Annotated in this window: 19 protein-coding genes and 1 pseudogene; 14 read left to right on the top strand and 6 right to left on the bottom strand. The window is 62.2% G+C overall.

Translation table 11 applies throughout. From position 1 onward, the window contains the following. Nucleotides 1-15: 15 nt before the first annotated feature. The 5 genes from LH128_RS34820 to LH128_RS27610 are packed head-to-tail and all read left to right on the top strand — an operon-like array spanning nucleotide 16 to nucleotide 3,644. A complete protein-coding gene (locus LH128_RS34820; protein WP_327195289.1) occupies nucleotides 16-426 on the top strand; it encodes a hypothetical protein in 411 nt (136 codons plus the stop codon). After that, nucleotides 423-1,553 carry an acyl-CoA dehydrogenase family protein gene (locus tag LH128_RS27625; RefSeq protein ID WP_051211596.1) on the top strand — a complete coding sequence of 377 codons (1,131 nt, stop codon included), beginning with the start codon at nucleotides 423-425 and terminating at the stop codon, nucleotides 1,551-1,553. Before LH128_RS34820 ends, LH128_RS27625 begins: the two co-directional genes overlap by 4 nt. Next, a complete protein-coding gene (locus tag LH128_RS27620; RefSeq protein ID WP_327195288.1) occupies nucleotides 1,550-2,227 on the top strand; it encodes a PIG-L deacetylase family protein in 678 nt (225 codons plus the stop codon). The genes LH128_RS27625 and LH128_RS27620 overlap by 4 nt, the downstream gene beginning before the upstream one ends. Beyond that, nucleotides 2,224-2,811, top strand: coding sequence for a class I SAM-dependent DNA methyltransferase (locus tag LH128_RS27615; protein WP_008832995.1), 588 nt, complete (start codon nucleotides 2,224-2,226; stop codon nucleotides 2,809-2,811). The genes LH128_RS27620 and LH128_RS27615 overlap by 4 nt, the downstream gene beginning before the upstream one ends. After that, nucleotides 2,793-3,644, top strand: coding sequence for a glycosyltransferase family 2 protein (locus LH128_RS27610; RefSeq protein WP_008832994.1), 852 nt, complete (start codon nucleotides 2,793-2,795; stop codon nucleotides 3,642-3,644). Before LH128_RS27615 ends, LH128_RS27610 begins: the two co-directional genes overlap by 19 nt. 54 nt (nucleotides 3,645-3,698) lie before the next feature. Here LH128_RS27610 and LH128_RS27605 read toward each other — a convergent pair whose 3' ends face one another. Next, nucleotides 3,699-3,878, bottom strand: a complete 180-nt coding sequence (locus LH128_RS27605) for a hypothetical protein (protein WP_008832993.1) — start codon at nucleotides 3,876-3,878, stop codon at nucleotides 3,699-3,701. Nucleotides 3,879-4,207: 329 nt separating this feature from the next. On the opposite strand from LH128_RS27605, the gene LH128_RS32555 reads away from it, so the two are divergent. Continuing rightward, complete coding sequence (locus LH128_RS32555; protein ID WP_327195287.1) at nucleotides 4,208-4,573, top strand: hypothetical protein; 366 nt, start codon at nucleotides 4,208-4,210, stop codon at nucleotides 4,571-4,573. 670 nt (nucleotides 4,574-5,243) lie between these two features. Then, a complete protein-coding gene (locus LH128_RS27595) occupies nucleotides 5,244-7,745 on the top strand; it encodes a GAF domain-containing hybrid sensor histidine kinase/response regulator (RefSeq protein ID WP_172705195.1) in 2,502 nt (833 codons plus the stop codon). A 139-nt stretch (nucleotides 7,746-7,884) separates the two neighbouring features. Here the strand turns inward: LH128_RS27595 and LH128_RS27590 are convergent, their stop codons facing one another. Then, on the bottom strand, nucleotides 7,885-10,455 hold the full coding sequence (locus tag LH128_RS27590) for an HWE histidine kinase domain-containing protein (RefSeq protein ID WP_008832990.1): 2,571 nt from the start codon (nucleotides 10,453-10,455) through the stop codon (nucleotides 7,885-7,887). A gap of 189 nt (nucleotides 10,456-10,644) precedes the next feature. Between LH128_RS27590 and LH128_RS27585 the strand changes: the two genes are divergently transcribed. From LH128_RS27585 to LH128_RS27560, 7 genes are all read left to right on the top strand, one after another. Further along, the gene (locus LH128_RS27585) at nucleotides 10,645-11,058 is read left to right on the top strand and encodes a response regulator (RefSeq protein ID WP_008832989.1); all 414 of its coding nucleotides are present in this window, start codon (nucleotides 10,645-10,647) and stop codon (nucleotides 11,056-11,058) included. 366 nt (nucleotides 11,059-11,424) lie between these two features. After that, on the top strand, nucleotides 11,425-11,601 hold the full coding sequence (locus LH128_RS32840; RefSeq protein ID WP_008832988.1) for a hypothetical protein: 177 nt from the start codon (nucleotides 11,425-11,427) through the stop codon (nucleotides 11,599-11,601). Between the two features lie 116 nt (nucleotides 11,602-11,717). Beyond that, entirely contained in the window at nucleotides 11,718-13,856 is a 2,139-nt protein-coding gene (locus LH128_RS27580; protein ID WP_008832987.1) for a hybrid sensor histidine kinase/response regulator, read from the top strand. A 114-nt stretch (nucleotides 13,857-13,970) separates the two neighbouring features. Beyond that, entirely contained in the window at nucleotides 13,971-15,713 is a 1,743-nt protein-coding gene (locus LH128_RS27575) for an N-acyl-D-amino-acid deacylase family protein (RefSeq protein ID WP_008832986.1), read from the top strand. A 747-nt stretch (nucleotides 15,714-16,460) separates the two neighbouring features. Further along, complete coding sequence (locus tag LH128_RS27570) at nucleotides 16,461-17,291, top strand: type IV toxin-antitoxin system AbiEi family antitoxin domain-containing protein (RefSeq protein WP_008832985.1); 831 nt, start codon at nucleotides 16,461-16,463, stop codon at nucleotides 17,289-17,291. A gap of 108 nt (nucleotides 17,292-17,399) precedes the next feature. Next, complete coding sequence (locus LH128_RS27565; RefSeq protein WP_008832984.1) at nucleotides 17,400-18,200, top strand: nucleotidyl transferase AbiEii/AbiGii toxin family protein; 801 nt, start codon at nucleotides 17,400-17,402, stop codon at nucleotides 18,198-18,200. Nucleotides 18,201-18,514: 314 nt separating this feature from the next. After that, nucleotides 18,515-18,919: a DoxX family protein gene (locus tag LH128_RS27560; protein WP_008832983.1), complete on the top strand. Its 405-nt coding sequence runs from the start codon at nucleotides 18,515-18,517 to the stop codon at nucleotides 18,917-18,919. 18 nt (nucleotides 18,920-18,937) lie between these two features. Here LH128_RS27560 and msrB read toward each other — a convergent pair. The 4 genes and pseudogenes from msrB to LH128_RS27540 all read right to left on the bottom strand — a co-directional run. Further along, nucleotides 18,938-19,382 (bottom strand): annotated as a pseudogene (gene msrB, locus LH128_RS27555) (peptide-methionine (R)-S-oxide reductase MsrB). A 140-nt stretch (nucleotides 19,383-19,522) separates the two neighbouring features. Then, nucleotides 19,523-20,083 (bottom strand): fasciclin domain-containing protein, encoded by a 561-nt coding sequence (locus LH128_RS27550; RefSeq protein WP_008832981.1) that lies wholly within the window; start codon nucleotides 20,081-20,083, stop codon nucleotides 19,523-19,525. 82 nt (nucleotides 20,084-20,165) lie between these two features. Further along, on the bottom strand, nucleotides 20,166-20,852 hold the full coding sequence (locus LH128_RS27545; RefSeq protein WP_008832980.1) for an anti-sigma factor: 687 nt from the start codon (nucleotides 20,850-20,852) through the stop codon (nucleotides 20,166-20,168). After that, nucleotides 20,845-21,492: sigma-70 family RNA polymerase sigma factor (locus LH128_RS27540; protein WP_327195286.1), on the bottom strand; the 648-nt coding region annotated here is incomplete at its 5' end. The genes LH128_RS27545 and LH128_RS27540, both read right to left, overlap by 8 nt.

Below are 21,492 nucleotides of genomic sequence, written 5' to 3'. Positions count from 1 at the left end.
GGTTGGCGATGGCGCGTGATCGGCCCCGCTGCGGTGCCTCCGCAGCCACCCGGCAATCTGGAATTTGCGGGATGGGTCGCGTCACCAGAGGCCGAGATCGCGCGCGCTGCAGTCGTCATTGGTGCAGGCGGCAACGGTCTGGTCGGGGCGGTGATGGCGGCCGACCGGCCTTTCGTGTGCATACCCGAGGATCGTCCCTACGCTGAGCAGCATGCCACTGGCCATGGCCTTAAGGCGCTGGGCGCCGCGATCGTGCTGCCGGAATGGCCCTCTGCATGTTTCTGGGGGCGTATTCTCGATGATGCCGTGTCCATGTCCGGCGAAGGCAGGCGACGTTTGCGCGATCCGATGGCTGCCGAGAAGGCGGCGCAGTGGCTGGCTCAGCACGCCTCGCGTTCCCTTTCGCTGGCGGCACCGGGGCGATGAACAGCTTAAACTCGTCACCCGGCATCGCCGCGGATCCGGTTGGATGTGCGCGGGCGATCGCCGATCGGCTGGCCGATCTCGGCGCGCGGTATGATGCCGCGCCGGTCTTCCCTCTTGAAAGCATGCGCTGTCTCGCGGCCGCGGGGCTGCATAGGCACTTTGCGCCGGCCGCGAGCGGCGGCACGGTCTTCGCGGATACGCGGGAGCGATATCGCATCCTTATGGACGTCCTTCGCATCGCCGGGCGGGCCGACCTTAGTGTCGGGCGATTGCTCGAAGGGCATGTGAACGCGCTATTGCTATTCGAGTGGTACGGATCGGCGGAGCAGAACCGGCAGCTTGGGCGCGTGCTCGATGCCGGAGGCTTTTACGGCGTTTGGGCCACGGAACCGGCACCGGGTGTCTCGATCGAACTGGCAGACGGCGATCAGATGAGTCTGGAGGGGGTAAAGAGCTTCGCGAGCGGCGCAGGTGGGCTCGCGCATGCGATCATCACCGCGAGGCTGCCCGAGGGAGGCCGGCGAATGGTCGTCGTGGAAGGCGACGAAGCGGATCGTGCCGACCTCTCCGGCTGGCGCGTGCGCGGCATGCGAGCGACCAATAGCGGGATATATGACCTTACGGGATTACGATTAAAGGATGCCGACTTGCTTGGCCGTCCCGGCGACTACGATTGCGAGCCGCGCTTCACGACCGGAGCCTGGCGCTTCGCCGCCGTGCAGCTTGGCGGCATCGAGGCGCTGCTGACCGAGATCCGGCAGACCATGTCGGACGCAGCTCGTTCTGATCCCTTGCAACGCGCCAAGTTTGCCGATTGCGTCGTCGCCGCGCGTACCGCTTATCTATGGGTCCGCGAGTGCGCGATGCGCGCCGCGAGTGACGACGTAGATGGGCCCGCCTTCGCGCGCCTGACGCGCGGCGTTGTCGAGCGCGCAGGGCTGGATGTCATGGAGCTGGCCGCACGAATCGTTGGAACGCGAAGTGCCATGGACGGCCAGCGTATCGACAAGATCACCCGCGACTTGTCGCTTTACCTGCGTCAGGCCGGGCCCGACTATGCCCGCGATCAGGCGGCTTTGACGTGGCTCGATCACGACGCCTGGGGCGAGCAGGACGTGTTGTGGTGACGGCCAGCCTTGCTGATCGTCCCTGGCGGTCGCTGCGCTGGCTGGTGCTGGCGCCGCATGCTGACGATGAAACGCTTGGAGCCGGCGCTCTTATCGCGCAGGCAGAAGCGGCCGGGCACTTCGCGGCCCTCGTCTATCTCACTGACGGTTCGGGCTCGCACGCAGCGGCGGCGGGGGGCGCGCAGCGACTGATCTGCGTCCGAAGGCGCGAGGGCGCCGGCGCGCTATCGCGGCTGACGGGCAGTCGACGGTATCGCCCATTCCATCTGGGCTGGAAGGATGCGGCCCCCGCTGCTCCGGGCAGTTCAAAATTCGATCGTTCGGTCATGACCCTGGCATCGTTTTGCGTGCGGCTTCGGGTCGATGCGATCGCGGTTACCGCCAGGCATGAACCCCACTGCGATCACGCTGCGGCGGCTGAACTCGCCTACGCGGTGAAGGGCCGGGCAAAGCGGCGCATCGTCGTGGCTGAATATTGCGTCTGGGCCGACAGGCCCGAACCGCGTCGATACCGCGCAATCCGCTCCGACGCGATGTCGCCCGGCCTGCGTCGATACGCGCTGCAGGCGCATCGCAGTCAACTGACCGCATCCCATGGGCATGGCTTTCGATTGCCGAAAGCCATGCAGCGCATGGCCGCGCGCGACACCCTGTTCGTGGAGAGGGGCATATGAGGCGGCATTTCACCAGCCTGACGCCGGAGTATTTCGAAAGCATGTTCCAGGGCACGGAAGATCCGTGGAATCTTGAAACGAGTGCCTATGAAAAAGCCAAGCATGACCATACCGTGCGTATGCTGGGCAGCGGCGAATATCGCCATGCCTTTGAAGTTGGCTGCGCAAGGGGAATGCTGACCTGCCTGCTTGCTCCAGCCGTTCAGTCCCTGCTGGCAATCGACGTCAGCGGGACGGCGCTTCGCGCGGCACGAAAGCGGTGTGCTTTCTATAAGCACGTGATGTTTGCCAACATGCAGTTCCCTGCGCAGGCGCCCGAGGCTGACTTCGATCTCATCGTCCTGTCGGAAGTCGTCTATTACTGGAACGATACGGATATCAGGACGGCCGCTGCATGGGTCGCAGACCATCTGCTCCCTGGCGGGGTCATCATCCTGGTCCACTGGCTGGGCGAAACTGATTATCCCCAAAGCGGGGACGAGGCAGTCGACAAGCTGCAGGATGCCCTGACGGGGTGTGTGCGGATCGAACGTGCCGAACGCCGCGACGAGTATCGACTTGATGTATGGCGCAGGACGCCATGAGTACCAGCGTATTGACGATAGTACGCAATCGTGCCGGACATCTGGCCCAGCTTGTCGAAGGGCTGCGCCGCAGCGACGCGGCGCCCCGTGAACTCATCGTGGTGGATATGGGCAGCACAGTGCCGGTCTCCGTCGAGGAAACCCCGTTCCCTTGCCGGATCGAACGGCTGGACTGCGAGGGCCTTCCTCTCGCAGCAGCGCGCAACGCGGCGGCGCGCGCGGCAAAGGGCGACACCTTGCTGTTTCTCGACGTGGATTGCATTCCGATGCGCGGCCTGATCGCGGCCATGACGGACGTGCTCGATAGCGAGGATGGACTGGTCTGTGCGCAGGTTCGTTACCTGGGGCAGGATGACGCGCGATCAGACTGGGGAGAGGCCGACCTGCTTGCACGCTCATCGGGACATCCGGCACGCCGTTTTCCGGCATCAGGGCTGCGCCGGGTCGAGAATGCCGGTCTGTTCTGGTCCCTTGTGTTTGGTATTCGCCGCGAACGCTACGCCGGCCTTGGCGGGTTCGACGAGGCTTTCACCGGTTACGGCGCCGAGGACACCGATTTTGGATTTAGGGCGAAGGCGGCACACGTCCCACTGTTATTCATGGGCGGACCCGGCGCCTTTCATCAGCATCACGATGTTTTCGAGCCCCCGCTTCGGCATTTCAACGATATTTTGCGCAACGCACGCACGTTTCACGATAAATGGGGAACATGGCCGATGGACGGGTGGCTCAGCGCCTTCGCGCAATCCGGTCTTGTCGAATGGGATGGCAGGAGTCTGATAAAACTGCGTGACCCGACCCGCAAAGAAATTGCCGACGCGCTGGTTGATTAAAGATGTAATATGACATCAGCTTTGAAAAACCCCGCCGAAGCGGGGTCAATCGATTTACTTCTTGCCGGTTCCCGGCTCCGAAGTCTTCGGTGCCTTGCCGTCTTCGACCCGGCCTTCGTTGCGAAGATCCCGCCCCTCCTGAGCCTTCTTCTGGCTCTCGGGCGACTTGCCATGCTCGTTAAGTTCCTCCTTCACGTAGCCGGCGGCTTCCTTGGCTTTGCCTTCAATGCTCATGATAATCTCCTCGTGCAGTCAGTTCGACAGACTGCCGCACACACTAAGCGCACAGCGACGCATTTAAGTTCCGATCTGATCGTCGGATCCGCGGCACGTGGAGCGGCATCGCCCGGTCATCAAAGAGAGCGCGCAAATGCATCGATCTGCGTTGCGTCTTACGAAGATTGTCACGCCCTGCGGTGACTACTTGGCCTGGTCGCTTGGCGGCATATTAATTGAAACGACAATGCAATCAAAACTTCGTGCATAGCCTCCGGATCTGCTTGCAGATGGTAAGGAACAATCGCGCAGCAGGAACGACCCCGCCGGTCGAAAGTTAATGGTGCATGAAGATGACAACGACCCTAACGGCAGCCGCTGCTCTGGCATGCATGATCGCGGCTTGCGATGGCCCCAAAGAGAGAGCGGGTGCCGCCAAGGACGAAGCGGCCGCAAAGGCCGCGGGCGTATCATATGATGGGAACGGTCCTGCCGAACGCGCGGGTGAAGCTGCGGACCGCGTAGACCGAGCAGCCGTCAAGGCGCGCGATTCCGAGGCTGCTGCCCTTAAGGATCGAGGCAAAGCCATTCGTGCGCAAGCTGATGCTGAAGCCGAGAAGCTTGAGCAAGAAGCAGAGGCTCTGCGCGATCAGGCACGAACCAAGGCGGACGCGCTCGCGCGGCAAGCAAAGACGCTCGAGCAGAAAAACTGATAGTCGGTTTGCGGGCCAGGATTTCAGCTGAAGGCCGCTCTTCCATGACTGCGCTCGACGCGAGACGTTCCAAAAAAATCAGCCAGTCCCTGGGGATCTTCGATCGGGAAGCGGCTGCGGGTTGAGAGGGTATTGGCACTGCATCGAGGATGTATGACGCGAAGCGATCAACCCGCTTAGCCGGAGATAGATGGGACTTATCCGAATGGCGGCCTGGGAGCTGCTCATTGCGATTGTTTGTCATTTCAGGTGACTTTCAGCGCGCATTCGCGGAGGTGCGCATGGAACATTCGCGACAGTCTGCTTCGGATAGCCATCACGCTTTCTTCGGGCGTTAATCGGTAGTAATTACAGCATTCGGTTGATGCAGTCTTCCTGAACGCGTCGCTGTCGAAACGTCCGGGCTGCGACTGCCCGTTCAGCAGACCAAAACGTGAAGTCACTGCGAAACTCGATCGCTTGCACAACCGGCGGCAGTCGAGCGATTCTGCCTGCAGAACGCCGCTTTAGTCAGTCACCATTAGCTCGATCCCGGCGCTTGCCGCTGGGGTGTCATCTGCTGGAATAGAGATTTCCTTGCACGCAGCGGTTCGGCTATGGCAGCTCGATAATGAGGCTCGCGAGCCCTTGCCATATCGGCAGTGGAGTGCGGCTTCCAGGGTCTTGCAACATGTCCACCGTGCCGATCGTAGATGACCATCTCGTTGCAGGCGATCTTCCCTTTCCCGCGGGCAGCAGCAAATGCGCCGATCTAATTGTTCGCAAGGACTGGTCAGCGACACCCCTTGGCCCGATAGAGCGATGGCCGCAATGCCTGACCAGCGCCCTGTCCATCGTTCTGTGCTCGCGGGTCCCCATGGCCATATTGTGGGGTGCGGCGGGCGTCATGCTCTACAACGATGCCTATTCGTATTTCGCAGGCGGGCGCCACCCTGATAGCTTTGGCTCCAATGTGCGGGAGAGCTGGCCGGAAATCGCGGAGTTCAACGATGCCGTCCTGAAAGCGGTCCTCACGGGCGAGTGCCTGCGCTACCGCGATCAGGAAATGACCCTGCTGCGCAGCGGATCCTTGGAACGGGTCTGGATGGACCTAGACTACTCTCCGATTCTTGGCGCCTCTGGCGTGCCGGAGGGTGTCATCTGCATCCTTACAGAGACCACCCGGCGCGTGGAGGCGCAGCGTCGCAGTGCCTTTCTCCTTTCGCTGTCAGATGATCTTCGTGCGCTGAAAACACCGGCCGAGATCACCAATCTAGCCGCCCTGCGCATTGGCGAACTGCTCGACGCCAGCCGGGTGTTCTACGCCGAGATCACCAGCGGCGGCATGATGACGGTGGAGCGCGATTATGCGCGGAGCGTCGGTTCCATTGCCGGTGTTCATTCGCTCGCTTCGTTCGGACCCGATCTGCTGGCCGCCTACCGCAGCGGCGCTCCGGTCGTGGTACGCGACGTTCCCGGCGACGAGCGTCTGAGCGCGCCCGCCCGGGCCGGGCTGACGGCCAGGGAAGTTGGCGCTTTCATCGACGTTGTTCTGTTCGAGGAAGAACAGTGGGTCGGCCTGCTTGCTGTGCAGAATGCCTCGCCCAGGGTCTGGAGTGAGGCGGAGGAAACCCTCGTTCAGGAAGTGGGCGTACGAGTAAAGGCGGCAATCGAGCGAGTCCGCGCCGAACGCGACCGATTGTGGGACCTCTCGCAGGACCTTCTCGCGCGTGCCGATTTTGCGGGCATGATGTCGGCGATCAATCCTGCCTGGACCCGGGTATTGGGCTGGAGCGAGAATGAGCTTCTCACGCGCGGCTATGCCAGCATAATGCATCCCGATGATGTGACGCATTCGCTCGACGCCATTGCCAGAATGGCGCAGTCGCGCGAGCCTGCACGCTTCGAAAATCGTATCGCGACGCAGGACGGCATCTGGCGAAGCATCGAATGGACGGCCGCCCCCGAACCGGATGGCATCAACTTCGTGGCGGTAGGCCGCGATCTGACCGATGCCAGGGCACAGGAGGCGGAGCTCGAGGCAGCAAAGGAAGCCTTGCGCCACAGCCAGAAGATCGAGGCCATAGGCCAATTGACGGGCGGGATTGCGCACGACTTCAACAATATGCTTACCGGCATCATCGGCAGCCTCGATCTTGTTCAACGCAACATCGCGGCCGGACGACTGGACCGTGTGGATCGCTACATTGCGGCCGGTAACGCGTCCGCGCAACGGGCTGCCGCTCTTACCGCCCGTCTGCTGGCATTCGGCCGGCGCCAGTCCCTTGATTTGCGGACCACTGACGTCAATGCCCTTGTAACCGGCATGAGCGAACTTCTGGACCGTACGCTTGGCGAGCAGACGGTCCTGGAAACCCATCTAGGGGCCAGCTTGTGGACAGCGGCGACCGATATCAACCAGCTTGAGAGCGCGCTGCTCAACTTGTGCATCAACGCCAGGGATGCGATGCCGGGCGGTGGCAGGCTCATCGTCGAGACCGATAACATCGAGCTCGATCAGTTCTACACCCGCGATTACCCAGACCTTGTGCCTGGCGAGTACGTGGTCCTGAGCGTCAGTGATACCGGCACCGGCATGGACGCTTCGACGCTCGACAAAGTCTTCGAACCGTTCTTCACGACGAAACCCGTGGGACAGGGCACGGGCCTCGGGCTTTCGATGATCTACGGGTTCGCCCGCCAGGCTGGCGGACATGTGCGCATTTACAGCGAGCCGGGCGTCGGAACGACGGTGAAACTCTTCATGCCCCGTGCCTCTGGCGCCGTGGAAGCGGCTGAACAGGGCACACCGCAGCTCGCCCAGGGCCTGGGGGAAACCGTGATGGTGGTCGAAGATGATCCATCGGTTCGCCTCATCATCACGGAAGTGCTTCAGGAATTGGGCTACGAGGCGATTGAGGCCGCTGATGCCCAAGCGGCCATTCCCGTCCTGCAATCGACCGAACGGATCGATCTGCTGGTGACGGATGTGGGATTGCCCGGCCTAAATGGTCGTCAGCTCGCGGAAATCGCACGCGAGACCAGGCCCGACCTCAGGGTGCTTTTCATCACGGGTTATACGCAGGCAGCCTCGGCCCGATCAGGTTTCCTGCCTGCCGGCATGGAGATGCTGACCAAGCCATTCTCAGCGGATTTGCTGGCGACGAAAATCAGGGAGATCATCGAGCGGTGAAAACTTATGATGGCCCGGCTAGCCAGCGCGATTGCCTATCGAACTGGCAAACTGAAATGCATGGTTTCTTGACGCTTATCTGCCGCACCTGACAGATCGACGTTTGTGGCGGAGCGCCATGCGCGCGCCTGGCAAACGGTCAACTGATAGGTTCCAGGCCGAGCAGTTCCTCGGCCGCTCGCGCGAGATTATGGGCGGTGTAGGGCTTTTGAACCACCATCCTCGCCCTGTGCTCATCGGGAAGCTTCGCCTGCTCCCCGTAACCCGACGCGAAGAAGAACGGCACGCCCATTTCCAGCAACCGGTCCGCGACCGGGAAGCTCGTCTGGTCACCAAGGTTGATGTCGAGGACTGCAAAGTCCGGGACGTAGCCATCGAGCGCGTCATGGGCGGCTTCAACCGTCGATACCGCGGTGAGTTCGGCACCAAGCCGGGTCAGGATATCTTCCGCATCGAGGGCGATGATCAGGCTGTCCTCGACGAGCATTACCGACCGTCCGGACAGCAGGTCCGCCGGCGGCGCATTCTGTGCGTGATGCGGGGGTGCCGGAAGCTTCACGTACGGCCCCTGATGATTGCGCGGCACGGACACGTGGCGCGCCGGAATGCGGAACCTTGCCCGTACGCCCGCAGGGTCGTAATGGATTTCAGAGGAGCCCCCCAGGTCATATGGCACCGAACGATCGACGATCGTGGTACCAAAACCCTTGCGTGTAGGCGGCGTTACCGGCGGGCCGCCTGCTTCTTGCCAGGTGAGGACGAGGTCATTGGCATCATTGCGATCCCAGGCGATGCGTACTTCGCCGTCGCCCGACAAGCTGCCGTACTTTGTCGAGTTCGTGACCAGTTCGTGGATGACGAGCGCCATCGTTGAGTAGGCTTGCGGATTGAGCAGCAGCGGCGGGCCGTCTGAGAAGATCGATGTTTCCTTGTCGGCGGCAAATGCCGCAGCCTCCGCATCGATGAGCGCCTGCAATGGAGCGGGTCCCCAGTGATCGTCCGTGATCTGATTGTGCGCGCGGGCCAGCGCATGGATGCGTCCATCGACCACCTTCACGAAATCGCGCACTGCATCCTCGTCGGGCTGCGATTGGCGGATCAGGCCGCGAATGACGCCAAGGATGTTCCGAACACGGTGGTTCAGTTCCGCGATCAGCAGCTCCTGGCGTGCATTGGCTTGATGCCGCTGCGCCGCAGCCTCGTCCGCCAGACGCAGGACGACTTCGATGAGCGTTGCCCGCAGTGTTTCTGCCACCCGCATTTCGGACGACGTAAACGGCCGCGAGCGACCCTCCACGTTCTCACGCCACTCGGCAAAGCTTTCGCGCGGCGTCAGGCGTGAGCCATTGGGACCGTAGGCGATGGGCTTGTGCGGGTCGCCGGCCCAGCGTACCGATTCCCGCATCTCCGAGCGGAACAGCACGACATAGTCGCGCGGCGAGCGGGAAATCGGAATGGCAAGCAGCCCCGAAGCTTGGGGAGCGAATGCGGCGGCCTTGTCGACTAACGATCCGATGTGGTCCGTCGCAAACACCTTGCCTGCCGCTGTCCCGTTCAGGGCCCGGACAATGCGGCGGAAGTCATCGGTCGGGGGCGTCACACCGGAGAAAGCATAGCTGCCGTTTACCCACACCCCGACGCCATCGGCCGGGATCGCGCTGGTCAGGATGTCGGCAAGCCAATCTGGGTCGTTGAGCAGGGTTTCATCTGACGCGACGGCACCCAGAAGCTGGTCCGAGATATCGCGCGCGCGGCGCTCGTACTCGACGAGTTCGCGCCGCTCGCGGCTCTCGAGCCGCATCGAGAACATCTGAGCGAAGAGTTCGCTGACCGAACGGCGCTCGAAGGTAGGCGCGCGCGGGGAATAGTGATGGCAGGCGAACAAGCCCCACAGCTCGCCATCGACCAGAATGGATATCGAAAGAGATGCCTCGACGCCCATGTTCTTGAGGTATTCGATATGAATTGGCGAAACAGAGCGCAGCACGGAAAGCGAAAGATCGAGTGGCTTGCGGTGCTCGTCGAGCGCGGGCACAATTGCGACGGGCACGCAGCTTACATCCCGGATGACCCGGATGAGGTTGCGCTTGTAGAGGGCTCGGGCCTGGCGGGGAATATCGCTCGCCGGGTAATGCAGCCCTCTGAAGGAGCCAATGCCCGACTTGCAGGCTTCGGCGACAACCTCGCCCGCACCGTCGGGTGCAAACTTGTAGACCATGACCCGGTCATAGCCGAGCAGCGCGCGAATTTGGCGGGCACCTTCCTTGTAGAAGGCCGGCAGGTCCGGCTGGTTATCGAGTCTTGTCATCATCGAGCGGACCGCGCCCGATGCATCGCCATTGCTGTGAGCGCCCGGCTCGGCTTCGATTATGATCTGGCCGCCCGAATTGTGAATCGCGATGTCGAAGGGAGGGCCGTTCTCGCTGATCTGGCACCCGAACATGCGTTCGACCGTGTCTGGGGAAATCAGATAGGCGACCCTGTTGCGCAAGTCATGGACGAGCTTGGGCGGAAGGAGTTGAGTCAGCGGCGTTCCGATGGCCGCCTGGGCATCGAACGGCAGGAACTCGCCAAGATTTGCCGAGACGCGCGCGATGATCCAGTCGGTGCTGACCGCAATGAGGAATCCGACTGGTTGGATCGCTCCCAAGAGGTGAATCGGCTCCCGGTCGCAGTTCGTCAGGTCGACATGAAATTCCGCGTCAGCCACATTATCCCCAATCAGTAAGGCCGCTACGCCGAAAAACTACCGTTCAACAAACCTGAATGCTGGCGGTTCCCGCCAAGTGCCAATGGCGCGGTGCCTATGATCGCAGCGCGAAATTCAGCGTGAGCCCGCTGGCATGCTGGATCAATTCCGAGGCTCTCGACGTTGCTGCTCAAAACATCTGGAGCAGACATGCCGGACGATTGCAGACCTTTTGCCCTTATCGCGGATGATGATCCTCTGGTGCGGATGAACTCGGCCGAGATTCTCGAGAATGCCGGATTTCAAGTATTCGAGGCGAGCGGCGTGGAGCAGGCGGCGCAAATCCTGGACGCCAATGGCGGCAAAATCAGCTTGCTCTTCACCGATGTCCAGATGCCGCCGAGCCAGCGCGACGGCTTCGAACTTGCCAGAGTGTGCGCCGCTGCCTGGCCGGGCGTTCATATTCTCGTTGCCTCCGGGATGGTCCAGCCAACCGAGGATGACCTACCCGAGGGGGCCATCTTCATAAACAAGCCCTTCAGTGCCGAGGTGGTCTATGATCGCCTGCAGGAGCTGCTGCCGGACGATGAACAACCAGCGCCGCTCAGGCAGGCAAACCCGTAAAGGACCGCTTTCCGGTATAGACTGTGCTGGTTGAAAGACGAGGCAGGTGAGCGTTGCTCACAGGTCACCTTGCAGCAGATGGCCGTTTGAGACCGGCAGTCGAGGGGTTCGCTTGTGTCGCAACGCCGCTCGCCGAAAAGTTTCCGACCAAACTTTTGCGGTAGAAACGCCGGGCGCGCGGATCGGGGAGATCATTACCGAAGTGTAGAAGGACACTTCAGGTCACCGGCCTGGAGGAATTCTGAAAGCACGGCCATCGGCCCCCGAGCCGCCGCAGGCGAAGCCCGGTGAGCTGGTAGGTCCACCGCCAGCTCAGCGGGTGCCGACCAATGCGACATTACCGCGGGAGACAACGTACCTTATGCGATGGACGATACCGATTATACCGTCCCTCGCCACGCCTTCTCCCACGGCATTGCGTATGCCGAGATCGAAGTGCGCCAGGACCTGATCAGCAATCTTGCCGGCCAGAAATCGTGGGCGCGTCGCCTGGGAGATGCCGCACGCGAGGCGCAGGCCATGCTGAATGGGAAAAGAGAGTAGCTGCCGGGCTCGGAATTCTCGCGCCGATAAAGGCCGTACCATGCCAGACCTTGCTCGTTCATTCCGGATCGTCATGACCGTACTGCCATGCTAAGGGCATGGGCTGAAAGGTTTCCATGACCCAAAATCGCGCATCCTGGCTGGAATCGAACGCATCGCAGTCGTTCCTCGTAGAAGCCAGCGAACGCCTGGCCTCGGCAAGGTCGATGCCAGCGGTCGTAGAGGTACTGCGTGATACGGCGCGCGGCGCAATCGGCGCCGATGGGATCGCAGTCGTGCTCAAGGACGGCGACCAATGCTCGTACGTTGCCGAAGACGCCATCGCCCCGTTGTGGAGTGGACGCAGATTTCCTGCCGACCAGTGCATTTCCGGCTGGTCCATGCAGCATGTCGAGACCGTGATCGTCAGCGATGTACGAGCGGATCCGCGCATTCCACAGACCGCTTATGAACCTACGTTTGTTCGCAGTCTTGCTATGGTGCGGATCGGTCGCCCCGACCCTGTCGCTGCGCTGGGCGCCTACTGGTCCACCACGGGCCCCCCGCCCGAGGGAAGCATTGCCCGACTGGAAAGCCTGGGGCGGCTTGCGGCGATCGCTGTGGAAAATGCAAGGTTGCTCGACCTCAATCGAGAAGATGCACGCCTCAAGGCCACCATGCTGGCGGCAGGGCGCATGGGCCTGTGGTCGTTTGACGTGGCGTCGGGCACGCTCGATGCATCCGCAGCCTGCCGAAAGAACTTCGGACGCGATCCGGCGCTGCCATTCACCTACGAGGACCTGCAATCGGCGATCCATCCGGATGACCGAGAGTGGGTCAATGCCGCCATTGCCGCGAGCCTGACGACGCGTTGCGAGTACGATGTCGAGTACCGGGTGCTGGCGCCGGATGGTGACATTCGCTGGATCGGGGTGCGTGGACAGCCCTCGTTTCGCCATGAAGGCACTCCAATCGGCTTGTCCGGTGTCTCCATCGACATCACCGAGCGCAAGAGGATGGAAGAGGCTCTGAGGACCTCTGCCGCGACGCTTGAACATCTTGTCGAGGAGCGCACGCGCGAACTCGTGCGTACGCAAGACGCGCTAAGGCAGTCGCAGAAACTGGAAGCGATGGGCCAGCTTACCGGCGGCGTCGCGCATGACTTCAACAATCTGCTCACGCCGATTATTGGCAGCCTCGACCTGCTGCACAGGCGTCAGGTTGGCAGTGAAAGGGAGCAGCGCCTCATCAGCGGTGCCTTGCAGTCGGCCGACAGGGCGCGCGTCCTGGTCCAGCGACTTCTTGCTTTTGCGCGGCGTCAGCCGCTGCATCCAGAGCCTGTGGACATGGCTGCCCTGGTCATCGGGATGTCGGAGCTCATCGGCACCACCGTCGGGCCGCAAGTCGAGCTTCGACTTGATCTCGCAGCCGAGTTGCCGATGGCGGTCGCTGATCCGCATCAGGTCGAAATGGCTCTGCTGAACCTGTCGGTAAACGCCCGCGACGCGATGCCTGACGGCGGTTCACTCGTCATCTCCGCTCATTTGCAACGCACCGATCACTTGGCAGCACCCGGCATCGAGCCTGGCGACTACGTCGTGGTAAGCGTTTCGGATACGGGCCTCGGGATGGATGCCGACACCCAGTTGCGTTCGATCGAACCTTTCTTCTCGACAAAGGGGATCGGACAGGGGACGGGCTTAGGGCTCTCGATGGCGCATGGACTGGCCCGGCAACTTGGCGGTGCGCTCACGATAGAAAGCGAGCCGGGATCGGGTACGTCCATTGCGCTATGGTTCCCGGCCACCGGTGCGAGGCAGACGGCGATCACCGCTTCATCGAACCACGAGATGCACGGTTCCGGGGTGGCTCTCGTCGTGGACGATGAACCGCTCGTACGCGCGAGCACGGCCGACATGCTGGTCGATCTCGGGTTCGAGGTTCTGGAAGCGGCTTCAGGTCACGAAGCGCTTGCGCTCATCAAATCCGATGCTCGCATCTGTGTCATGATCAGCGACCATCTCATGCCCCACATGACGGGGGTCGAACTGGTGCGCGCGGCTCTCGCCATCCGGCCGTCGCTGCCGGTCCTCATCGTCTCGGGGTATTCGGACGCGATCGGCCTTGCATCGGACCTGCCGCGATTGAGCAAGCCGTTTCGGCAGGCAGAACTCTCGATCGCGCTTGAAAAGATCATGCCGGCGAAGGAAGCCGCTCCAATCATTGTGACAGTGGTAGAAGACCCGCTCGGGGCTCCGACAATCCCCATTTCTTGACAGCTTCACATGAACGATCAGCTGCGCCCATTGGACCGCTTCGGCTATCCTTTTACATAGGGCGCAAGGCTGGCGTTGCGACGTAACATCCCGACATAATCGGGAGAGACACGGATGCTCGATCTGCTCATCAAGGGGGGCGAGATCGTCGATGGTACGGGACGGCCGCGCTTCACGGGGGATGTCGGCATCGCCGACGGGCGCATCGTCGCCGTGGGCGATCTGTCGGGCCCGGCCCATCGCAGCATTGATGCTTCGGGCCTGCTGGTCACGCCCGGTTGGGTCGACATTCACACGCATTACGATGGGCAGGCGACATGGGACATGCTGCTCGACCCTTCGTTCAGTTCGGGCGTCACAACTGCGATCCTCGGTAACTGCGGCGTCGGTTTCGCGCCGGTCGCCCGGGGAGACGAAGGGCGACTGATCGATCTGATGGATGGGGTGGAGGAAATCCCCGGCGGCGCACTTCACGCCGGGCTGGAGTGGAACTGGTCCAGCTTCCCCGAATATCTCGACGTGCTGGATTCCAAGCCGCGCAGCTTCGACGTGGGATGCTATCTCCCGCACGGACCGCTGCGCCTTTTCGTTCTTGGCGACAAGGTTGGCTCCGGCCGCAAGGCCGATGTCGACGAGATCGAGCGGATGGCTGGCCTCGTTGATGAAGCCATGCGGGCCGGCGCATTTGGCGTATCCAGTTCGCGAACTTCAGTCCATCGCACTGTTCACGGTGACATGACCCCCGATTTCGAGGTCGACCGCGAGGAACTGGTGGCGCTTGCCCGCGTAGTTGCGCGGCACCGTGGCGTCATGGAATTCGCGCCTGCCGGCGTCGTTGGCGAGGATCCGCAAGGCATCCGCAGCGAAATGGCGTTGTTTGACGACATCGTGACCGAAACCGGCGTCGACGTGCACATGCTGTTGCTGCAGCCCAACCTTGACCCCGATTACTGGCAGGAACAGCTGGACTGGGCGACCCGCATCAACACCGGCGGCCGCTCGCGCGTATTCGGGCAGGTGAGCGGGCGCAGCATCGGCGCGCTGCTCAGCTTCTACGGCACGCATCCGTTCATGGAACGACCGGCTTTCCGCCAGGTGAAGGCCAGTCTCCCGCGTGACGAATGGCTGGCCGCACTTGCAGACCCGCAGGTCAAGGCGCGCATCCTGCGCGAGACGGATCCTGACGGCAGCTTCGGCGCATTCCTCAACCAGCACTGGGGCAGTTGCTTCGATCTAGGCGAGACGGCCGATTACGAGCCGGACGACAGCGTTAACGTGGTCGGCCTAGCGGCTGCGACAGCGACCACCCCGCAATCCTACGTCTACGACATGATGCTCCAGACCAGCCGCCACCCGCGCCTGCTGCTGGCGATCAACAACTATGTCGGTGGCGGGCTGGAGAAGCTGAAGCCCATGATCGAGCATCCTGCAACCGTGCTTGGCGCTTCTGATGCCGGAGCTCACGTCATGACGATCTGCGATGGTTCGATGAACAGCTTTATGCTGACCCACTGGGCGCGCGATCGATCACGCGGGGCGGTCATCCCGCGCGAACAGGTGGTGCGGATGATGACGCATGACACCGCGCGGTCGATCGGCATCCTCGATCGCGGCACGCTGGAGCCGGGAATGCGGGCGGACATCAACGTAATCGACTTCGGGAACCTCGCATTGGGTAAACCAACTATTGTCGATGACCTGCCGCAGGGCGCAAGCCGCCTGCTGCAGGATGTGCGCGGTTATCGCTTGACGATGGTAAACGGCACGATCACGCGGGAACACGATCAGGCAACGGGCGAGATGCCCGGTCGGCTGTTAAGGCACCGTGCGCCGAAGGTCGAGGTGCCGAAGATCTGAGGCCGATGAGAGATCTTCCGCTGCCATGTGTTGAGGATGGGGGCCTTGTCCTCGGTCCGGTATCGAGAGCGTGAAATACAGAATCTGACGTTGGCGATGTCATGGAAGTCAGCTTTGGAGGACAAGTGTTGGGGCATTTTCCTCGGTCCGCTTCGGAGCATTTGCCCTGAAAAAAGCTGATGGGGGCGTCTAATCGCAGCTCTTTTGGCAAGCAGATTTTGAACTGACCGTATGCCGGGTTCAGGGTCGTCTTCGCGGTCGGCATGGGCCGCCGCACGGTGGGTCTTCGGCGGACGGAACCTTCCTATTTGGACGGCGCACTCGCCGAAAAGCCGGTGCGTCCCATCAAGCGGATTGGCTCAGCCCACGTCCCGGCAGGGGCGGATTCGCTCACCAACTGCTCGTCGGCGAAGTACGGCATCACCGGCCGTATTCATTCTTGTTCCACGCCTCTGTGATCTGCCAAGTGTTGCCCTCATGATCGCACTTCACCTGGACCATCTGGAAACTCTGCATTCAGAAACGAGGTCTGACATCCGTCGCGGTGGTTCGTCACGGATCAGGCTGGCCCCGAAGCCTAGAAAGGATTGCTGGTCGTTATCGCTGCATAGCTGCTGGTGGTACCAGCAAAGGCGCACTGCTTTCGAACTCCAGGTTTGAAGTCGTGTCACTATGCTAAGTCATGCTACGGTTTTACAGAGATTTTCAAACTTCTCTTTGGTTTGAATTATCGGTATAATGCTTAGTATGGCTACCGAAAATCGAGGAAAGCTGAACCGGCTCCAGCAACTTCCGGATGGCGCACTTGTCGATGCGGCCTGGCTGGAGCGTCGCGGCTACTCCTCCTCGCTTCGCAGCCAGTACGTCAAGGCGGGATGGCTCAATCAGCCGGCTCCGCGCGTATATCGCCGCGGAAACAGCCCGATCGGCTGGCGCGAGGCCATCATATCCCTCCAGACCTTCCTCGAGAGCGACCTGACCGTGGGCGGGCGAAGCGCGCTGGAGGAACTGGGGTATGGCCACTACCTGGGGCGGCGCAGGGAGGTTCATCTCTATGGCGCGCAAAGGCCACCCGGCTGGCTTGCCGCCTTGCCCCTCGAGGTGGAGTTTGTCTGGCACAACAGCCGGCGGCTGTTTCCTGATGATCCGGTCGTCACGCAATCCGATGACGCACAGAGCGGTACGAGCGGTGAGCCGCTTCCCGTCCTGCCGGACGGTTTTCTGATCAGTGACGGAACCGCCAAATGGGGCCTGCGCCTCGCCAGCGCCGAACGGGCCCTGTTCCAGCTTCTCGACGAGCTGCCGGGCCGCGAAACCTTCCACCAGGTCGACATGCTGATGGAGGGCCTGGCGAACCTCAGTCCCCGCAGCCTGCAGGTCCAGCTGGCATCCTGCACCAGCATCAAGGTGAAGCGACTGTTCTTCTACTTCGCCGACCGCCATCGCCATGCCTGGCTTGAGCGGCTGGACCGCTCGGCCGTGGACCTTGGTACCGGCAAGCGCGTGCTCGTGAAAGGCGGCAAGCTGGATCCCACTTACCTCATCACTGTTCCGGAAGAGCTCGATGGCCTTTCTTGAAGACTACCACAATCAGGTAGCGCTGCTGCTGCGCACGATCCCTTTCGTGGCTGCCGAACCCGACTTCGCCCTCAGGGGGGCACCGCGATCAATTTGTTCGTGAGAGACATGCCGCGCCTGTCAGTCGATATCGACCTGACCGACCTCCCCGTGGCGGACCGCGAGGTTTCGCTGGCCGCCATTGACGCCGACATGGAAAGGATCGCGCAACGGATCGAAACTGCCATCCCCGGGGTCCATGTGGCGCGAAGTCGGCTCCAGAAGGAAGGCATCGTCACAAGGCTGGTCGTTTGCGATGGCACCACGCAGATCAAGATCGAGGTGACACCGGTGCTGCGCGGGGCCGTCTACGAGCCTGTCGAAACGGACGTCTCGGCGGTCGTGGAAGACACATTCGGTTATGCGCGGATCGCCGTGGTCTCGTTCGCCGATCTCTATGCAGGCAAAATCGTCGCCGCACTCGACCGCCAGCATCCACGTGACCTCTTCGATGTGCGGGATTTGCTGGTCAACGAAGGTATCAGTGACGAGCTTCGCCGAGCGTTCGTCGTCTACATCCTGAGCCACAACCGGCCGATGGCGGACATCCTTGCGCCAACGCGAAAAGATCTCGAGGAGGAGTTTGCGCGCGGGTTCGAGGGCATGACCCAGGAGCCTGTGCCGCTGGGTGAGCTGATCGAGGCGCGCGAAAGGCTGGTGCGGCTCATGGTCACGGACATGCCCGCCGAGCATCGCCGGTTCCTGCTTGGCTTTAAGCGCGGTGAGCCGGATTGGGATCTGCTTGGCCTGCCCCGAGCCGCCGATCTGCCCGCCGTAAGGTGGAGGCAGCAGAACCTTGCCAAGCTTCCCGCCGAGCGCAGGGCAGGTCTCATCGAGCGCCTTGAGGCCATATTCGCAGCTGACGGATGAACTATCGCCTTTACCAGACAGGAACCTCGCAGACTTCTCCCGCGGCCAAGCTGGTCGCCAGGCACGCGCAGGATCAAAATCAGAGTCTTGCGCAACTTTAGGCACAAGAGCGGCCATTCTGACGCGGGGCAAGGAATTGCCAGGTCTGGTCGAAACCTGCCGGGATAGCAGCCGGTCCGGACCTAGGCGTCGAAATCCGGCGCTGAGGGTCCGAAATGCGTCGGGTGCGGGAGCGGCTGCCACGCAGCTATCCGATGAGACGTCGGGACAATGTCACTCATGACTAATTGCGTGGCTTGTACGATCCTGCACGCATGAGAGTCCGTAGATCTTCCTGTGCAGTGCTGGCGATACTCTATGCCGTAGCTGGCACGCTACATTTGATCATCCCGGCACCATTCGTCGCCATCGTCCCGGATTGGGTTCCTGCGCCTGCCTTAGTCGTCATGCTGACCGGTCTTGCCGAGATCGCCGGTGCCGCGGGAATCGGACAGCCTTGGAAGCCTCGGCTTCGCGCTGCTGCGGCGTGGGGGCTCGCCGCTTACGCCCTGTGCGTCTGGCCGGCGAATGTCCATCACATGCTGCTCGACCTTGCGAAGCCGGGCCACGGACTGGGACTGGCCTACCACTTACCACGCCTTGCCTTACAGCCGGTGCTTATCTTGTGGCCGTTATGGGCGACAAGCGTCACGACCTGGCCTTTCCGGCCGCGCACCTGAGCATCCCGGTGGCGCGCGTCAGGCGGGCCGGAATGCCAGCGCAGCACCATTCATGCAGTAACGTAGGCCGGTTGGGGGGGGGGCCGTCGTCGAAGACGTGGCCGAGGTGCCCGTCGCAGCGGGCGCAACGCACCTCCCTGCGAACCATGCCCATGGAGCGATCGGCAACGATCTTCAGGGCGCTCGGGAAATGGTTCCAGAAACTGGGCCACCCCGTTCCGCTATCGAACTTGGTAGTGGACGAAAACAAGGGCAGGTCGCAGCCCGCGCAAAGAAAGCGACCCTTGCGGTGTTCCTTGAGGAACGGGCTCGAATAGGGGCGCTCGGTACTTCCCTGTCGCAGCACCGCATAGGCCTGAGGGGATAGTCGTCGGCGCCATTCCGCGTCTGGCAGGCGAAGACTTGCGGCCGGAGCGGCGACAGCTGGTCTACCCGTCAGTGCAATCGCGCCTGCAACGATCATCGCCGACGTGAAGTCGCGGCGGTCCAGGGAAAAAAGCTCGAAGTCATGACCTCGAAAATCCTGTTGCTTGGAAGTATACAGGCCAGGCATGGGGATGCGGGCCAACGGCCCAAACACCCCATGCCTCTTTCATATCTGGGTCAGGGCATCAGCACGGTGTCGACCACGTGGATGACACCGTTCGACTGCATGACGTTGGCGATGGTGATCTTCGCCTTGCCGCCCTTGGCGTCGGTCAGCCACCAGGCTCCGGTCTTGTCCTTCCAGGCGGTCAGCTTCTCGCCCTCTACCGTCGTCAGCGTCGCCTTGCCGCCATGGGCCTTGGCATTGGCGGCGATTTCGGCGGCGGTCATGCGGCCCGCGACAACATGGTAGGTCAGCACTTTCGTGAGCGTCGCCTTGTTTTCAGGCTTGAGCAGCGAATCCACGGTGCCCTTGGGCAGCTTGGCGAAAGCGGCGTTGGTGGGCGCGAAGACGGTGAACGGACCGGGACCCTTCAACGTATCGACGAGCCCAGCAGCCTTAACCGCGGCGACGAGGGTGGTGTGGTCCCTGGAGTTGACGGCGTTGTCGACGATGTCCTTGGTCGAATACATCGCGGCACCGCCCACCATCGGGTTCTTGGCCGCAATGGCTACGCCGCCGCTGAGCAACAGGGCGGCGGCCAGGCCGGAGGCGAACTTGCGGGTTACTGCTTGCATGTCAGGGATCCTCTTTCGCGCACTCCTTTGGATGGAATGCCCCGAAGATACGGAGCGCACGCTGGTCCGGATGCAGGAGAAATCAGATCATCGAGATTTTTCCTGTCATCACCGGCAGGCTGCTCGGCGCGGCATGGGGCGCGGTGGCGGGATCTTCCATGGTAACGGCCAGCGTCGCTCCCGCAGCAATAAGCGGGCGCATTGCGGGATCGACGGGAATGGCGCCTCCTTGGTGCGCCATCATTCCCAGCGAGCGCGGGACGCCGTCCTGCGGGATGACCCATAGCTCGGCGTGCTTGCCGTCGCCGGGCTCCGCCTGCGAGCCGACCTGCAGGATGCCATTGTGCGGGTCGTAGCTGATGGCGAGAACTTGCGCCTCATTGGTCCCCTTTAACTGCGAGACCGCCATTGGCATGCGTGCAGTCGGCTCGACCGGGCGCAGTACAACGAATAGGGCGAGCGCTGCCGCGATGGCTCCAGACATCAGCGCACCCGCTCGCCAGGCATGCAGTCGGTTCGGGCTTGGCGCCTCCGGGGCGGCTCCGATGCGCGCCGCTACCGTATGCCAGACCCGGGACGAAGGCAGGACGGGCGGGAGAGCATCGAGCAAGGGCGACAGCCTTGTGGTCCATCCTTCCACCTCCCGTGCAAAGACCGGATCGGATAGGCACAAGCGCAAGGCCTGCGCTCGCTCGGCTCCTTCCAGCAGCCCCAGCGCGAGTTCAGCGGCGAGAGCACCGCGATCCTGTTCCTCAGCTGCGTCAACCATGGCCCAGGCAATCTTTAAGCCTGAGCATGCCGCGCCGGATCCAGCTCTTGACCGTGCCGAGCGGCGTATCGCTGCGGTCCGCCAACTGCTGGTAGGTAAGGCCCTGAAGGAACGCGCTGCGGATGGCGCCGGACTGCTCGCTGGGAAGGCCTTCGAGGCAGACGAGTAGCCTGCGTCTCTCCTCATCCCCTTCCATCAGCGTGTCGGCGAGCGGCGCATCGTCCGCGATTTCGGCCATCGCTTCATCGGGGATGGCGTCATGGCGATGTTCGGCCCGGCGCCAGTCGACAGCGGCGTTGCGCGCGATCGCGGCGAGCCAACTTACGGGACTGGCCCGAGAGGCGTCGAACGACGCAGCCCGTCTCCAGACCTTCACGTAGACATCCTGTAGCACATCCTCCGCCGCTTCCCGGTCCGCGCAGATGCGAAGGCAAATACCGAACAACTTGGCGGAGGTGAGGTCATAGACATTGCGCAATCCGGCCGCATCGCCGCTGGCGGCAAGATGGATCGCCGAGACCAAAAGTGCCCGGTTTTCCGACCGTGAGGCAAAACTCGCTTCTTGCATTCGCCGGTCTCGTCCCTGCTTCGCCGAAGCATCAACGATCCTTTGCACAACTTGTGCCCGGCTCGGCGTGAC

The organism is Sphingomonas sp. LH128, assembly GCF_000293195.2.
Taxonomy (GTDB): Bacteria; Pseudomonadota; Alphaproteobacteria; order Sphingomonadales; family Sphingomonadaceae; genus Novosphingobium; species Novosphingobium resinovorum_A.
The sequence above is the reverse complement of the archived record's forward strand: the minus strand, read 5'-3'. Positions and strand labels throughout refer to the sequence as shown.

What these genes read in the sequence shown, in the direction of transcription:
- LH128_RS27580 (WP_008832987.1), top strand. Translation starts at nt 11,718, where the DNA reads ATGACCCAAAATCGCGCATCCTGGCTGGAATCGAACGCATCGCAGTCG.
- LH128_RS27595 (WP_172705195.1), top strand. Translation starts at nt 5,244, where the DNA reads ATGTCCACCGTGCCGATCGTAGATGACCATCTCGTTGCAGGCGATCTT.
- LH128_RS27560 (WP_008832983.1), top strand. Translation starts at nt 18,515, where the DNA reads ATGAGAGTCCGTAGATCTTCCTGTGCAGTGCTGGCGATACTCTATGCC.
- LH128_RS27610 (WP_008832994.1), top strand. Translation starts at nt 2,793, where the DNA reads ATGGCGCAGGACGCCATGAGTACCAGCGTATTGACGATAGTACGCAAT.
- LH128_RS27615 (WP_008832995.1), top strand. Translation starts at nt 2,224, where the DNA reads ATGAGGCGGCATTTCACCAGCCTGACGCCGGAGTATTTCGAAAGCATG.
- LH128_RS27565 (WP_008832984.1), top strand. Translation starts at nt 17,400, where the DNA reads ATGCCGCGCCTGTCAGTCGATATCGACCTGACCGACCTCCCCGTGGCG.
- LH128_RS27545 (WP_008832980.1), bottom strand. Translation starts at nt 20,852, where the DNA reads ATGGTTGACGCAGCTGAGGAACAGGATCGCGGTGCTCTCGCCGCTGAA.
- LH128_RS27550 (WP_008832981.1), bottom strand. Translation starts at nt 20,083, where the DNA reads ATGCAAGCAGTAACCCGCAAGTTCGCCTCCGGCCTGGCCGCCGCCCTG.
- LH128_RS32555 (WP_327195287.1), top strand. Translation starts at nt 4,208, where the DNA reads ATGAAGATGACAACGACCCTAACGGCAGCCGCTGCTCTGGCATGCATG.
- LH128_RS27605 (WP_008832993.1), bottom strand. Translation starts at nt 3,878, where the DNA reads ATGAGCATTGAAGGCAAAGCCAAGGAAGCCGCCGGCTACGTGAAGGAG.
- LH128_RS27625 (WP_051211596.1), top strand. Translation starts at nt 423, where the DNA reads ATGAACAGCTTAAACTCGTCACCCGGCATCGCCGCGGATCCGGTTGGA.
- LH128_RS27570 (WP_008832985.1), top strand. Translation starts at nt 16,461, where the DNA reads ATGGCTACCGAAAATCGAGGAAAGCTGAACCGGCTCCAGCAACTTCCG.
- LH128_RS27575 (WP_008832986.1), top strand. Translation starts at nt 13,971, where the DNA reads ATGCTCGATCTGCTCATCAAGGGGGGCGAGATCGTCGATGGTACGGGA.
- LH128_RS32840 (WP_008832988.1), top strand. Translation starts at nt 11,425, where the DNA reads ATGGACGATACCGATTATACCGTCCCTCGCCACGCCTTCTCCCACGGC.
- LH128_RS27585 (WP_008832989.1), top strand. Translation starts at nt 10,645, where the DNA reads ATGCCGGACGATTGCAGACCTTTTGCCCTTATCGCGGATGATGATCCT.